12 protein-coding genes are annotated in these 12353 nt (G+C 66.0%); 6 read left to right on the top strand and 6 right to left on the bottom strand.

Translation table 11 applies throughout. The features are described from left to right. Positions 1–76: 76 nt before the first annotated feature. Positions 77–472: a glycine cleavage system protein GcvH gene (gene gcvH, locus ACMGRF_RS13290; RefSeq protein ID WP_005418426.1), complete on the top strand. Its 396-nt coding sequence runs from the start codon at positions 77–79 to the stop codon at positions 470–472. A 292-nt stretch (positions 473–764) separates the two neighbouring features. Here gcvH and ACMGRF_RS13285 read toward each other — a convergent pair whose 3' ends face one another. Further along, complete coding sequence (locus ACMGRF_RS13285) at positions 765–1136, bottom strand: hypothetical protein (protein WP_134709580.1); 372 nt, start codon at positions 1134–1136, stop codon at positions 765–767. Between the two features lie 111 nt (positions 1137–1247). Between ACMGRF_RS13285 and ACMGRF_RS13280 the strand changes: the two genes are divergently transcribed. Beyond that, complete coding sequence (locus ACMGRF_RS13280; protein WP_049415591.1) at positions 1248–1754, top strand: hypothetical protein; 507 nt, start codon at positions 1248–1250, stop codon at positions 1752–1754. Between the two features lie 64 nt (positions 1755–1818). Here the strand turns inward: ACMGRF_RS13280 and ACMGRF_RS13275 are convergent, their stop codons facing one another. Next, entirely contained in the window at positions 1819–2733 is a 915-nt protein-coding gene (locus ACMGRF_RS13275; protein WP_180881111.1) for a LysR family transcriptional regulator, read from the bottom strand. A gap of 114 nt (positions 2734–2847) precedes the next feature. Here ACMGRF_RS13275 and ACMGRF_RS13270 point away from each other — a divergent pair, with 114 nt between their 5' ends. After that, on the top strand, positions 2848–3606 hold the full coding sequence (locus ACMGRF_RS13270) for an SDR family NAD(P)-dependent oxidoreductase (RefSeq protein ID WP_111096398.1): 759 nt from the start codon (positions 2848–2850) through the stop codon (positions 3604–3606). A gap of 93 nt (positions 3607–3699) precedes the next feature. Here the strand turns inward: ACMGRF_RS13270 and ACMGRF_RS13265 are convergent, their stop codons facing one another. Beyond that, the gene (locus tag ACMGRF_RS13265; RefSeq protein ID WP_180881112.1) at positions 3700–5100 is read right to left on the bottom strand and encodes a serine hydrolase domain-containing protein; all 1401 of its coding nucleotides are present in this window, start codon (positions 5098–5100) and stop codon (positions 3700–3702) included. Positions 5101–5385: 285 nt separating this feature from the next. Between ACMGRF_RS13265 and ACMGRF_RS13260 the strand changes: the two genes are divergently transcribed. Both ACMGRF_RS13260 and ACMGRF_RS13255 read left to right on the top strand, forming a co-directional pair. Beyond that, on the top strand, positions 5386–6714 hold the full coding sequence (locus ACMGRF_RS13260; RefSeq protein WP_049415602.1) for an NTP/NDP exchange transporter: 1329 nt from the start codon (positions 5386–5388) through the stop codon (positions 6712–6714). A 42-nt stretch (positions 6715–6756) separates the two neighbouring features. Continuing rightward, complete coding sequence (locus tag ACMGRF_RS13255) at positions 6757–7107, top strand: DUF1304 domain-containing protein (RefSeq protein WP_049415604.1); 351 nt, start codon at positions 6757–6759, stop codon at positions 7105–7107. A 502-nt stretch (positions 7108–7609) separates the two neighbouring features. On the opposite strand, the gene ACMGRF_RS13250 is transcribed toward ACMGRF_RS13255, so the two are convergent. From ACMGRF_RS13250 to ACMGRF_RS13240, 3 genes are all read right to left on the bottom strand, one after another. Continuing rightward, positions 7610–8077, bottom strand: a complete 468-nt coding sequence (locus ACMGRF_RS13250; RefSeq protein WP_099487918.1) for a hotdog fold domain-containing protein — start codon at positions 8075–8077, stop codon at positions 7610–7612. A gap of 76 nt (positions 8078–8153) precedes the next feature. Continuing rightward, positions 8154–10631, bottom strand: coding sequence for an acyl-CoA dehydrogenase (locus tag ACMGRF_RS13245; RefSeq protein ID WP_049412218.1), 2478 nt, complete (start codon positions 10629–10631; stop codon positions 8154–8156). Beyond that, the gene (locus tag ACMGRF_RS13240; protein ID WP_049412221.1) at positions 10628–11545 is read right to left on the bottom strand and encodes an alpha/beta fold hydrolase; all 918 of its coding nucleotides are present in this window, start codon (positions 11543–11545) and stop codon (positions 10628–10630) included. The genes ACMGRF_RS13245 and ACMGRF_RS13240 overlap by 4 nt, the downstream gene beginning before the upstream one ends. Before the next feature lie 153 nt (positions 11546–11698). Here ACMGRF_RS13240 and ACMGRF_RS13235 point away from each other — a divergent pair, with 153 nt between their 5' ends. Then, positions 11699–12301 (top strand): TetR/AcrR family transcriptional regulator, encoded by a 603-nt coding sequence (locus tag ACMGRF_RS13235; RefSeq protein ID WP_005418411.1) that lies wholly within the window; start codon positions 11699–11701, stop codon positions 12299–12301. Positions 12302–12353 lie beyond the last annotated feature (52 nt).

The following is a 12353-nucleotide window of genomic DNA, read 5'->3' as shown; positions in this document are numbered from 1 at the left end:
CACTGACAGCAGTGGCGGCCGGTTGGTTACACTAGCCTCGTTTTTTCCACCCCCTGCATATCTCTGGAGCAGTCCCATGAGCGAGATCCCCGGCGACCTCAAGTTCCTCAAGTCCCATGAGTGGGCCCGTGTCGAAGGCAATGGCCGCGTCACCGTCGGTATTTCCGACCACGCCCAGGGCCTGCTGGGTGACCTGGTCTACGTCGAACTGCCGGAAGTCGGCGCCGACGCCAAGGCCGGCGAGCAGATCGCCGTCGTCGAGTCGGTGAAGGCCGCCTCGGACGTCTACAGCCCGATCAGCGGCAAGGTCGTCGAGGTCAACTCGGCCCTGTCCGACAAGCCGGAAACCATCAACGAAGATGCCTACGGCGAAGGCTGGATGTTCGTGGTCGAACTGACCAACGCCGATGAGGTCAACGAGCTGCTGGACCCGGACGCGTACGCCGAAGCCCTGGAGAACGAAGACCACTGAGTCGTCGTTTCCGGATTCTGGAACGGCCACCTTCGGGTGGCCGTTCTTGTTTTGGCGACTGCACCGGACTCATGACGCGGGGTTCGCTGCGCACCCTCGGCGTGGCATCAGCCGACAGGCGAACGGTGCCGATGGGCGTGCGCAGTTTTGCGCAAATCCGCGTTTCAGCCCCGCGCCGACGCACTCGGATGTGAAAAGTTTTCGCCCCCTGTTGCGGCGCCGTTGTGCTGGCGTTGGTGGCGTTGCCGGTGACCATCGACGTCGCACGCGCGATGCCGTTGCGAGTCTGCGTCTATATGCGCGGAGTGCTTATTTCAAGTGTTTTTTGTTCAACGTATGCATCGATGCCGGTGCATGCAGCGCGCTTGCGCGACGTTTCAACCGCCATGGCGGGCCGCGTAGAGCAGTGGCGCCGACGGCGCTCGGAAAGGCGCGGATGTGAAAATTTTTCGCGGGGGTTGTTGACAGTAAAAAAAACCGTGATTAGGTTTCGCCTCAGCAGACCTTGCCTGCCCAACCGAGTGCGCAGAATCAATCGTCCGATGCGAAGCAGCCCCTTCAAGACCACCGCGACCCTGATGACGGTGGACACGGCCCCGCTTCCCCCGGAGAAATGCAAGGCACCTCCCGTTCCGATGTCCGCTCCGCCGATCGAGGCGGGCATCGCCGCATCCGTAACGGCGCGCCTGACGCGCCGGCGGTCCCCGCACGCAGCATCCGCGGGTTTGATCCAACTGGGCGTTTCAACTCCCTATCACTGACGAGGAGCCATCCCATGGCAACCAAGAAAGCTGCGAAGAAGAAGCCCGCCGCCAAGAAAGCGGTGAAGAAGGTCGCGAAGAAGGCCGCTGCCAAGAAGGCAGTGAAGAAGGTCGCGAAGAAGGCGACTGCCAAGAAGGCAGTGAAGAAGGCTGCGAAGAAGGTCGCCAAGAAGACCACTGCGAAGAAGGCAGTGAAGAAGGCGGCGAAGAAGGTCGCCAAGAAGTCCACTGCCAAGAAGGCCGTCAAGAAGACCGCGAAGAAGGCGGCCAAGAAGGCCACCAAGAAGACTGCCAAGAAGGCTGCGGCCCGCAAGCCGGCCAAGAAGGTCGCAAAGAAGGCGACTGCCAAGAAGGCCGTCAAGAAGACCGCCAAGAAGGCAGTAAAGAAGACCGCGAAGAAGGCCACCAAGAAGGCTGCCCCGAAGAAGGCAGCGAAGAAGGTTGCCAAGCGCAAGCCGGCCGCCCGCAAGAAGAAGGCCGCTCCGGTCGCTCTGCCGGCAACCCCGGCGCCGCTGATCTAAGTACTTCCCGATAGCCGCATCCTGAAACCCCCTTCCCTGGCTGCCCAGCGGGGAGGGGGTTTTTTTATGGGCCGCTTCGATCGCCTGGTGGGGTGACTACCGGCGGGAATCGTTCCACCAGGAAGTCGAGGAAGCTGCGCAGGCGGGTGGAGTGGTAACGGTCGTGCGCATAGACCACGTGCATCGGCCGACCGGCCTGGCCGTGCCCTGGGAGCAGCTGCACCAGACGCCCCGCCTCGACATCGGCGGCCAGCAGCAGCGTCGACTGCAGGACGATGCCCAGGCCATGCAGCGCCGCCGAACGCAGCGCTTCGCCATTGTTGATCTGCAGTCGGCCGTCGGGCACGTGGTCGAGCTCGCCAGCGTCGTCCTGCAGCCACTGTGCAAGCGCACTCGGTTCGAACGACAGGCATTGATGGCCGGCAAGTGCATGCACGCTGCGTGGCGTGCCATGCCTGGCCAGATACGCCCGCGAGGCGCACATCATCAGGCGATAAGGGGCCAGGGCTCGCGCCACCAGCACGCTGCTGTCGGCCAGCGTGCCGATCCGCAGTGCCGCCTCGAAGCCCTCTTCGGCAAGGTCGACCACGCGATCAGTCAGCGTCGCTTCGACCCGGACATCCGGATGGCGCGCCATGTACTCGGCCAGTGCCGGTACCAGTGCATGCGTACCAAAGATCACGGGTGCACTGATTCGCAGCGTGCCCGCCGGTGCCAGGTGCTGGTGCTGCGCCTGCGCATCGGTTTCGTCCACCAGGCGCAGGATCTCCCGGCAGCGCGTGTAGTAGTCCTGGCCGAACGGCGTCGTGTGCTGGCGCCGGGTGGTTCGGCTCAACAGCTGCATGCCCAGCCGTGCTTCCAATGCACGCAGATGCTTGCCGGCCATCGTCGCGGAGATGTCCATCGCCGCAGCTGCCGCACTGAGGCTGCCCTTGTCCACGATCAGCACGTAGACCCGCATGCTTTCCAGCAGGTTCATCTGACACCCCGGGTGTTGAATGCTGAAACCTGCGCGGAGTTTATCAATCAGGGGTGATCAAACAGCATGTCGTGCAAGGGCTGGATTGGCCGGCCATGCGGACAGGAGAACACCATGGACTTGAATCTTGCAGGCCGTACCGCCTTGGTGACGGGCGCGGCCAGTGGCATCGGTGCCGCCGTCGCCAGGCAGCTGGCGGCCCAGGGCGTGCGCGTTGCCATCACGTCACGGCAGCGGGCACCCCTGCAGGCGCTGGCGGCGCGGATCGAAGCCGAAGGCGGCGCGGCACCGGTCGTCGTGGCCGGCGATGTCACCGTGGCCGGTGACGTCCGGTACATCGCGCAGGCATCCCGGGAGGCATTGCAGCGCGTCGACATCCTGGTCAACGCCGCCGGGGGCTCCCGGCCGACCAGCGTCGACGCCGATGATGATGTCTGGGAGGAAGCGATCGCCCTGAACTTTTCCGCCGCGCGGCGGATGACCCAGGCGCTGTTGCCTGGCATGCAGGCGCAGGCATGGGGGCGGGTGATCAATTTCAGCGGCTCGATGGAACCGCGTGCGGTGAACGCGGCCACTGCGGCGAAGGCGGCGCTGCATCTGTGGAGCAAGGGGCTGTCGTCGGAGGTGGCCGGGCAGGGCATTACGGTGAATGCGATTGCACCGGGGCGCATCAACAGCGCGCAGATCCTGGAACGCCTGCATCCCACCGAGGAAAGCCGGCGTGCGTTCATCGCCAGCAACATCCCGATCGGACGCTTCGGTGAACCCGAGGAAGTGGCGCCACTGGTGGCGTTCCTGTCCTCGCCGCTGGCCGGCTACATCACAGGCGCGGTGATTCCGGTGGATGGCGGCATGCACTACTTCGCGCACTAGCGCCGCGGAACTGCTCTTTGCATCTGTAGAGTCGAGCCAACAAAAAGGGCGACCCGCAGGCCGACCTTCGCACACACGATCGAGCCCGCCTGATCAGCGCGGCGACGCCACCGCACGATTGGCCGAGGCGCCCTTGCCCTTGCGCTTGTCCTGCTGCGCCGGGCTGGCCCCCTCGGCCATCAGGTTGTCGCTGCCGAAGTCGGTGTCCACGTCCAGCCAGCGCTGCGCCGGCAGGCCGAGCGCGGAGTCGAGCACGGTCGGCAGCAGGCCGCTGGGCAGGCTGCTTTCGCCATTCCACATGATGGCGATGCCCAGATCGCGTTCCGGCACCAGCGCGACCAGGCCGCGATAGCCCTGCACGGCACCGGCATGGAACACCACGTCGTGGCCGGCGTAGTCGAAGGTGCGCCAGCCCAGGGCGTAGCCGGCCGAGTGCAGGCGCTCGCGGCGCCAGCCCGAACGCATCTCGCCGGGGGTGCTGATCAGGCTCGAATGCAGGGTGGCCAGCAGCGGTGCCGGCAGCACGTCAGGGCGGTGCCCGGTGTGGGCGAGCAGCCACTGGGCCATGTCGCTGGCGCTGGCATTGACGCCGGCCGCCGGGGCGACGCGGTAATAGGTGGGCTTGGGCGTCAGCGAGACCCAGCCGTTGCGGCTGCGCACGTGCGGACGCGCCCAGCGCGAGCTGGCCTGGATGCCGGCCAGGCCGAGGCTGGCATCATTCATGCCCAGCGGCTTGAAGATGCGGCGCTCGACCGACTGCTCGTAGAAGCTGCCGGAGGCCGCGTAGACGACATCGCCGATCAGGCTGAAGGCCACGTTCTGGTAGGCATAGCAGTCGCCCGGCAGGCACTTCAGGCTGGTGTTGGCCAGTTTCTGGGTCAGCGCGTAGTACTCGGCGTTGCCCTCGATGTCGCGGTCGTAGGCGTTGTACGGCAGGCCGACGCGATGGCTGAGCACGTCGGCCACGGTCAGGCGATCAGTGGCTTCCGGCGAATTGAGGCGGAAGCCCGGCACGTAGTCGGTGACCTTGCTGTCCCAGCGCAGCGTGCCGTCGTTGACCAGCAGGCCGGCCATGGTGCCGGCGAAGGCCTTGGACAGCGAGGCCAGGCGGAACACGGTGTGCGCATCGACCGGCAGCGGATTGTTGACGTCGGTGACGCCATAGCCGCGCGCGCTGAGGATACGGCCGCCCTGCACGATCGCCACGGCCATGCCCGGCACGCGTTCGCCATAGGTGAGCTGCTGCGCCATCGATTCGATGTTGGCGACGTTGAAGCCAGCCGCCGGCGCCTGGACGTGAGGCACCAGACCGGTGCGGTAGGCCGCAGGCTGGGTGTGGGCGACGGTGGGACCCGCAGCGGATTCGATGTTGGTCGGCATCGGCGGCAATGCCGGCGGTGTCTGCGCGGTGGTGGACAAGGCAACGGGCATCAGCATGCCCAGCAAACCGGTGGCCGCCGAACGGATCGGGCGACGCAGGCTGTTCTTTTTCATCGGTTGGACCCGTGCGCGACTGCTGATGGCGATTCTAGCGCCGCTTTTCCCTTGTGCACAAACAAAGCGAAGATGAATGCGCATCTCGTTGAAAAATTTGAAGTTTGGGGCGCTGGAGGCATGTATCGGAACGTGTCATCCGGGGCCGATCAGCGGAGCTGATCCGCCCGCGGGAAGGCGCGTCGCGCTGGCGATGTTGCGGTGCATTGGCTAACGTACGCGTTTCATCGCCCCGGAGCCTGCCATGCCGCTGTCCAACCGCCGTCTTCAGGCGAGGGACACCGCGTGAGTGCGGTAAGGAAGAAGGGGCCGCTGCAGGGCCTGACGTCGGCACTGCGCGAGTCGCCAGCGCTGTGGTGGTCGTTCCTGTACTTCTTCTGCCTGCTCAGCGGCTACTACGTGCTGCGCCCGGTGCGTGAGGCCATGGCCGCCTCGGCAGACCTGGAAACGGTGTTCCCACCCGTGCTGATCGCCTGGTTCGCCAGCCACGGCATCGCGTTGAAGGACTTCGTGCTGCAGTTCCTGTTCTCCTGCGTGTTCGTGATCATGCTGGTGCTGCAGCCGGTGTACGGCTGGCTGGTCAGCCGCTTCCCGCGACGGGTGTTCCTGCCGGCGGTGTATGGGTTCTTCATCGTGACCCTGCTTGGCTTTTACATGATGTTCGACAGCGGCGTGCCTGGCCGCGGCATGGCCTTCTTCTTCTGGATCACCGTTTTCAACCTGTTCGCGGTGGCGGTGTTCTGGAGCTTCATGGCCGATGTGTTCTCCAATGTGCAGGCCCGGGCCTTCTATGGATACCTTGGCGCGGCGGGCACCGTCGGTGCCTTCCTTGGTCCGATCATCACCAGTGCGCTGGTGCAGCGCGTGGGCATCGCCAACCTGATGCTGGTGTCGGCCGGTTTCCTGGCGATCTGCTTGTTCTGCATCTGGCGCTTGCGGCACTGGGCGGTGCTCCGCGAGCAGGAGCAGCAGTTGGTATCGGGCGAAAAGCCGATGGGCGGTCGTGTGCTGGATGGCCTGAAACTGATCGTGCGCGAGCCGCTGCTGCGCTGGCTGGCGATCATGGTGGTGTTCGGCGTGGGCGTGGGGACGCTGCTCTACAACCAGCAGGCTGCGATCGTGCGTGCGGCGTTCACCGACCCCGCAGCCAGCACCGCGTTCTTCTCGCGCATCGACCTGGCAGTGAATGCGCTGGCGCTGTTGATGCAGCTGGGCCTGACCCGCTGGCTGCTTTCGCGCCACGGCATCGCGCCGGCGCTGCTGATTCCCGGTTTCGCGATCCTGATCGGCTTCTCGGTGCTGGCGGCCTCGCCGATGCCCTTGCTGGTGGCGATGGTGCAGGTGATGACCCGCGCCAGCGAATTCGCACTGGCCAAGCCGGCGCGCGAGACCATCTACACGCGCGTGGACCGGCAGTGGCGCTACAAGGCCGGCGCAGCGATCGACACCGTGGTCTACCGCGGTGCGGACCTGAGCTTTGCCTGGGTGCACAAGGGCCTGTCATTGTTCGGCTCGCACGTGGTGTTCATCGGCGGCATGCTGGTGGCCGCGTGCATGACCGCAGCCGCGTTCGGTGTACTGCGCGAAGAAAAGAAACTACCGCGCGACCGCTGATTTCCCGGGGCCCGACCCCCATCCCTGTCCAAGGAACTGCCCATGTACTGGATCGCGCTCATCCTGACGTTGCTCGTCGCCCTGCTGCACGTCTATTTCCTGGTGTTGGAGATGTTCCTGTGGACCCGCCCGCTGGGCCTGAAGACCTTCCGCAACACGCCGGAGAAGGCGGAGACCACGCGCGTGCTGGCGGCCAACCAGGGCTTGTACAACGGCTTCCTGGCAGCAGGCATCGTGGTGGGGCTGGTGATCGGGCAGCCGGTGCTGGTGACGTTCTCGCTGGCCTGCGTGGTGGTGGCGGGGTGCTATGGGGCGTACAGCGTGAGCCGCCGCATCTTCATGATCCAGGCGGTGCCGGCGATCTTGGCGTTGGTGTTTCGCGCGCTGGTGTAGTTTCCAGCCAACGGCGCAGCCCCTCGTGGGTTGGCCGTTTAGAGCAGGTCATGTGTTGGGTGGGGCGGGTGGGCCGTACAGGGGACGCTGCAAGTACGTCCCTGTAAGCTCGATGGCGCCATCCATGGCGCCAACGCCCCTGCACGGCCCACCCGCCCCACCCCTGACAGGTTCCGTGTGCGGCCAGCCCACGGAGAAGAAAAAGAAGATCAAGGGCAACAGCGGGTTGCTGCGCTCGTGGGTTCTGCGCGCATGAAAACAGCGGCCATCGGGCCGCTTTTGCTTCTGCTTCTGCTCTTCTTTTTATCTTGCGTGGGTGGACGCCGCAGAGATCCGTCCGAGGCCGGAGGGGGGGGGGCGGGCGGGGTATCCGTGCCATGGATGGCGCGGCTAAGGCTACACGGACGTACTTGCGGCGTCCCCGCCTGGCCCCACCCCTCCGGCCCAACCGATAAACCGCATCCCGCGTCCACCCACGAGGGGCTGCGCCGTTCGCGGGAACTTACTTCGCCGGCGACAACCACATGTCGATCACCGCGCTGAACACCTCCGTGCCCGCACGGTCGCGCACGCTCACCGTCACCGGCAGCGCATAGCCCTCGGCCGCGACGACAATCGGCTGTGCCGGCAACGCCACCGCCTGCAGCGTGCCGCGTGCCTTGGCCAGGTACTGCACCTGCATCCCCTTCGGGATCCAGCGCATGCCCTTCGGCAGCGATGCATCGACCATCAACCCGGCGGTCAGTTCGGCCAGGTTGCACATCGCGATCGCGTGCACCGTGCCGATGTGGTTGCGTACTCTGCGGCGGTCGGCCAGCGTGCCTTCGCAGCGGCCGTGTTCCAGGCGGGTGATGCGTGGCGCAACGCTGGCGAAGTAGGGGGCCTTGAAGCACACCGCGCGCGAGAACAGCCAGGTGCCGGCGGGCCAGCGCTGCAGGCGTTGGTAAAGCGAGAGCAGGGGCGTGGACATGAGGGGTATTCCGGTCGGCGGATAAAGCGACGGCGGGCCGAGGCCCGCCGTCGAAGGCAACGCGTGTCGCGGGCGATCAGGCCGCCTGCGAATGCGGATCCTTGTGCTGGCGGTCGTAGTAGCTGGCCGCGCGCAGTTCGTGGGTGTCGAAGTCGTCCACGGTGATCGTGTCCAGTGTCAGCGTACGCAGCTCTTCCAGCAGGCTGCGCTCGTCCTGGGTGATCACGCCCTCGGCCACGGCCTCGTCCAGCTGGCTCTTGAAGTCCAGCGCTTCGATGCCCTTGCTCTTCAGCGCCTTCAGGAACTTGCGCTCCACCGGCTCGGCCATGATCGCCTTGCTCAGGTAGCTGTTGATGCGGCCGCCCGGGTTGTTCTCGCACGGGGTCAGGAACACGCCACTGGCCAGGCGGTCGCGGGCCTCGTTCGGCGCCATCAGCAGGGCGGCGACGCGGCGGCTCAGGCGATCACCCGGAGCCTCGGCACGACGGCCCAGCGGGAAGATCAGCGCCCACATCAGCCAGCCGATCGGACGGATCGGGAAGTTGCGCAGCGCGGCCGACAGCGACTCTTCGATCTTGTGCACGCTGTCATGGAAGGCCCAGGCCAGCAGCGGCTGGTCGGCCTGCGGTGCACCTTCGTCGTGGTAGCGCTTGAGCATGGCGCTGGTCATGTAGACATGGCTCAGCACGTCGCCCAGGCGGCCGGACAGCGATTCCTTGAACTTCAGCTTGCCGCCCAGGGTCATCATCGAGATGTCGGCCATCAGCGCCAGGTTGGCCGAGTAACGGTCCAGCTTGCGGAAGTAGCGGCGGGTGTAGGCGTCGCCCGGGGCGGCGCCGAAGCGCGCGCCGGTCAGGCCGAACCAGAACGAACGCACGGCATTGGAGATGCCGAAGCGGATGTGGCCGAACAGGCTGCGGTCGAACTCCTGCAGGCCGGCACGGGTATCCGGATCCTGCGCGGCCTTCATTTCCTTCAGCACCCACGGGTGGCAGAGGATCGCACCCTGGCCGAAGATCAGCAGGCTGCGGGTCATGATGTTGGCGCCTTCCACGGTGATCGCGATCGGCGCGGCCTGCCAGCTGCGGCCGGCGAAGTTGCGCGGCCCCAGGATGATGCCCTTGCCGCCGATCACGTCCATCATGTCCGAGATCACTTCGCGGCTCATGGTGGTGCAGTGGTACTTGGCGATCGCCGACGGCACCGACGGCACGTCACCACGATCGACCGCCGCGGCGGTAGCCTGCGACAGCGCGCTGATCTTGTAGGCCTTGCCGCCGATGCGGGCCAGCGCTTCTTCCACGCCCTCGAAGCGGCCGACCGACAGGCCGAACTGCTTGCGGATGCGCGCATAGGCGCCGGTGACGGCGGCACCGGCCTTGGCACCGCCGCTGGCGGTGGACGGCAGGGTGATCGAGCGGCCCACGGCCAGGCACTCGTTGAGCATGTTCCAGCCCTTGCCGGCCATGGCTGCGCCACCGATCAGCTGGGTCAGCGGAATGAACACGTCCTTGCCGCGGATCGGACCGTTCTGGAACGTCGAGTTCAGCGGGAAGTGGCGACGGCCGATTTCGACGCCGGCGGTATCACGCGGCAGCAGGCCCAGGGTGATGCCGATGTCGCGGGTATCGCCGATCAGGCCATCCGGGTCGTACATGCGGAAGGCCAGGCCGATCAGCGAAGCGACCGGAGCCAGGGTGATGTAGCGCTTGTCGAAGGTCAGCTTGACGCCGAGCACCTGCTCACCGTTCCACTCGCCCCTGCAGACGATGCCGTAGTCCGGAATCGAGGTGGCGTCGGAGCCGGCGAACGGACCGGTCAGGCCGAAGCAGGGCACTTCGCGGCCGTCGGCCAGGCGCGGCAGGTACTGGTCCTTCTGTTCCTGGGTGCCGTAGTGCACCAGCAGCTCACCCGGGCCCAGCGAGTTGGGCACGCCGACGGTGGAGCTGACCACCGAAGACACCGACGCCAGCTTCTGGATCACCTTGTGGTGGGCCAGCGCGGAGAAGCCCAGGCCGCCATATTCCTTCGGGATGATCATGCCGAAGAACTTGTTCTTCTTGATGAAGGCCCACAGCTCCGGCGGCAGGTCGGCGTGGACGTGGGTGATTTCCCAGTCGTTGACCATCGTGCACAGCTCTTCCACCGGGCCATCGAGGAAGGCCTGTTCTTCAGCGGTCAGCTGCGGCTTGGGATAGTTGAGCAGGATGTTCCAGTCCGGATCACCGGTGAACAGCTCGCCCTCGAAACCGACCGAGCCGGTTTCCAGCGCGATGCGCTCGGTCTGCGACAGCGGCGGCAGCACCTTGCGGAACACCTTCATCATCGGGCCGGTGAGCAGCGGCTTGCGGATGAACGGCAGCAGCAGCGGCACGGCGATGACGGCCAATACGGCGGCCGCGACGATCGTGGCGGTCTGGTTGATGTAGGGAATGAACCAGCAGGCGGCCAGCAGGGCCACGCTGATCAGCGTCCAGGTAACCAGCCGCATGCGGTGGTAGGCGACGAAGGCGCCTGCCAGCAGCAGGGCGAGGAAGGGAAGAACGATGCTCATGAGCGTGCTCCGGTGACGTGCTCGTTTGTGGCGGACGAAGCCGCAGCGTCCGCTGCAGGCAACACGTCCAGATAGTCCAACACAGTAGCGGTAAAGGCGTCGTTGTCATCGCCGGCGACCATGTGGGTCGCTTGCGGCAGCTGTACATGGCGCGCATGCGGCGCCAGCGCCAGGAATTCGGCCACGGTCTGCGGCGTGACCAGGTCGCTGCGGCCGCCGCTGACCAGCAGCAGCGGGCACTTCACCTGGCGAGCGGCTTCGGCCAGTGCGTCCTGGTGCTGCTCGCTGTCGCGGGCCAGCTCGGCCACCAGGCGTGGGTCCCAATGCCAGCGCCAGCGCCCGTGGCCGTCCTCGCGAAGCAGCGCACGCAGCGACTGCTCGGATTTGCGCGGACGGTGCGGCATGTACGCCGAGATCACGTCGGCGGCTTGGGGCAGCGAGGCGAAGCCGTCGGGATGGGCGGTCATGAAGGCGAGGATGCGCTCGACACCGGCGGTATCCCAGCGCGGGGTGATGTCGACCAGTACCATCGCCGAAAACAGGCCCGGCCAGCGCGACTCGGCCAGCAGGCCGAACAGGCCACCCATCGAAGCGGCAACCAGTACCGGCGGGCGCGGCTGTTCGCCGGCCAGCACGATCAGGTCGTCGGCGAACTGTTCGCCGTGATAGGGCAGGTCGGCGCCATTCCAGTCCGAATCGCCATGGCCGCGGGCGTCGTAGGCCAGCGTCTGCAGGCCGGCCGCGTTCAGTGCGCGGGCAGTGGCATTCCAGGCGTGGCGGGTCTGGCCGAAGCCATGGGCAAACAGGACCCGGCCGCGCCGGCCATGGTCGCTGACGGTCGCCGCCAGGCGGGCGCCATGGGCGGCGTCCAGGCGCAGGTCATGGAACGCAGCGGGAGTTGGGGACATAACCATACTTGCTAGTATGGAGGGCTTCGAGGGGAAGTCAATACTGCACGGTATGGTGCGTTGCAGAATGCGTGTGGAGGGACCCTTCCGAGGGGCCTGCGACGGTTTCGACCGCAACCGCGTACTGCAACGAACCCCGGCGTATGGTTAAATCAGTCCATGAATCAACCTGACGCTTCCGCCGGCGAACCGCGCGCCGGCCGCAACAGCCGCCTGAGTGCCGAAGACTGGGCCCAGGCGGCCCTCGATCTGATTGCTGAACAAGGTGTCGGCGCTGTCGCGGTAGAGCCGCTGGCACGGCGGCTCGGCGTTACCAAGGGCAGTTTCTACTGGCATTTCCCTTCGCGCGATGCATTGCTGCAGGCGGCGCTGGAACGCTGGGAACTGTTCGAACAGGAACAGGTGTTCGGCAGCCTGGAAGACGTACCGGATCCGCGCGTGCGCCTGCGCCAGCTGTTCCAGATGGTGGCGCATGAAGTGCAGCCGCACATCATCTACAGCGAGCTGCTGAAGGCACTGGATCATCCGATGGTGCGGCCGGTGATCGACCGGGTCTCGCAGCGTCGCCTCGACTACCTGGTCGCCTCGTTCCGCCAGGCCGGCCTCAGCTCGACCGACGCGCGTCATCGCGCACGCCTTGCGTACGCCGCTTATGTCGGCTTCCTGCAGTTGTCGCTGCAGCTGCAGCAGCCCAAGCAGGCGCGCGAGGATTTCGAAGCGTACGTCGAGCATCTGATCGAGACGCTGATTCCGAACGGATGAGCGCCCGGAAATGATCTCGAAGGAAGGCCGCAGCGATGCTGCGGCCTTTTTT

The organism is Stenotrophomonas sp. EMP41 (assembly GCF_047495535.1).
Taxonomy (GTDB): Bacteria; Pseudomonadota; Gammaproteobacteria; order Xanthomonadales; family Xanthomonadaceae; genus Stenotrophomonas; species Stenotrophomonas sepilia.
The sequence above is the reverse complement of the archived record's forward strand: the minus strand, read 5'-3'. Positions and strand labels throughout refer to the sequence as shown.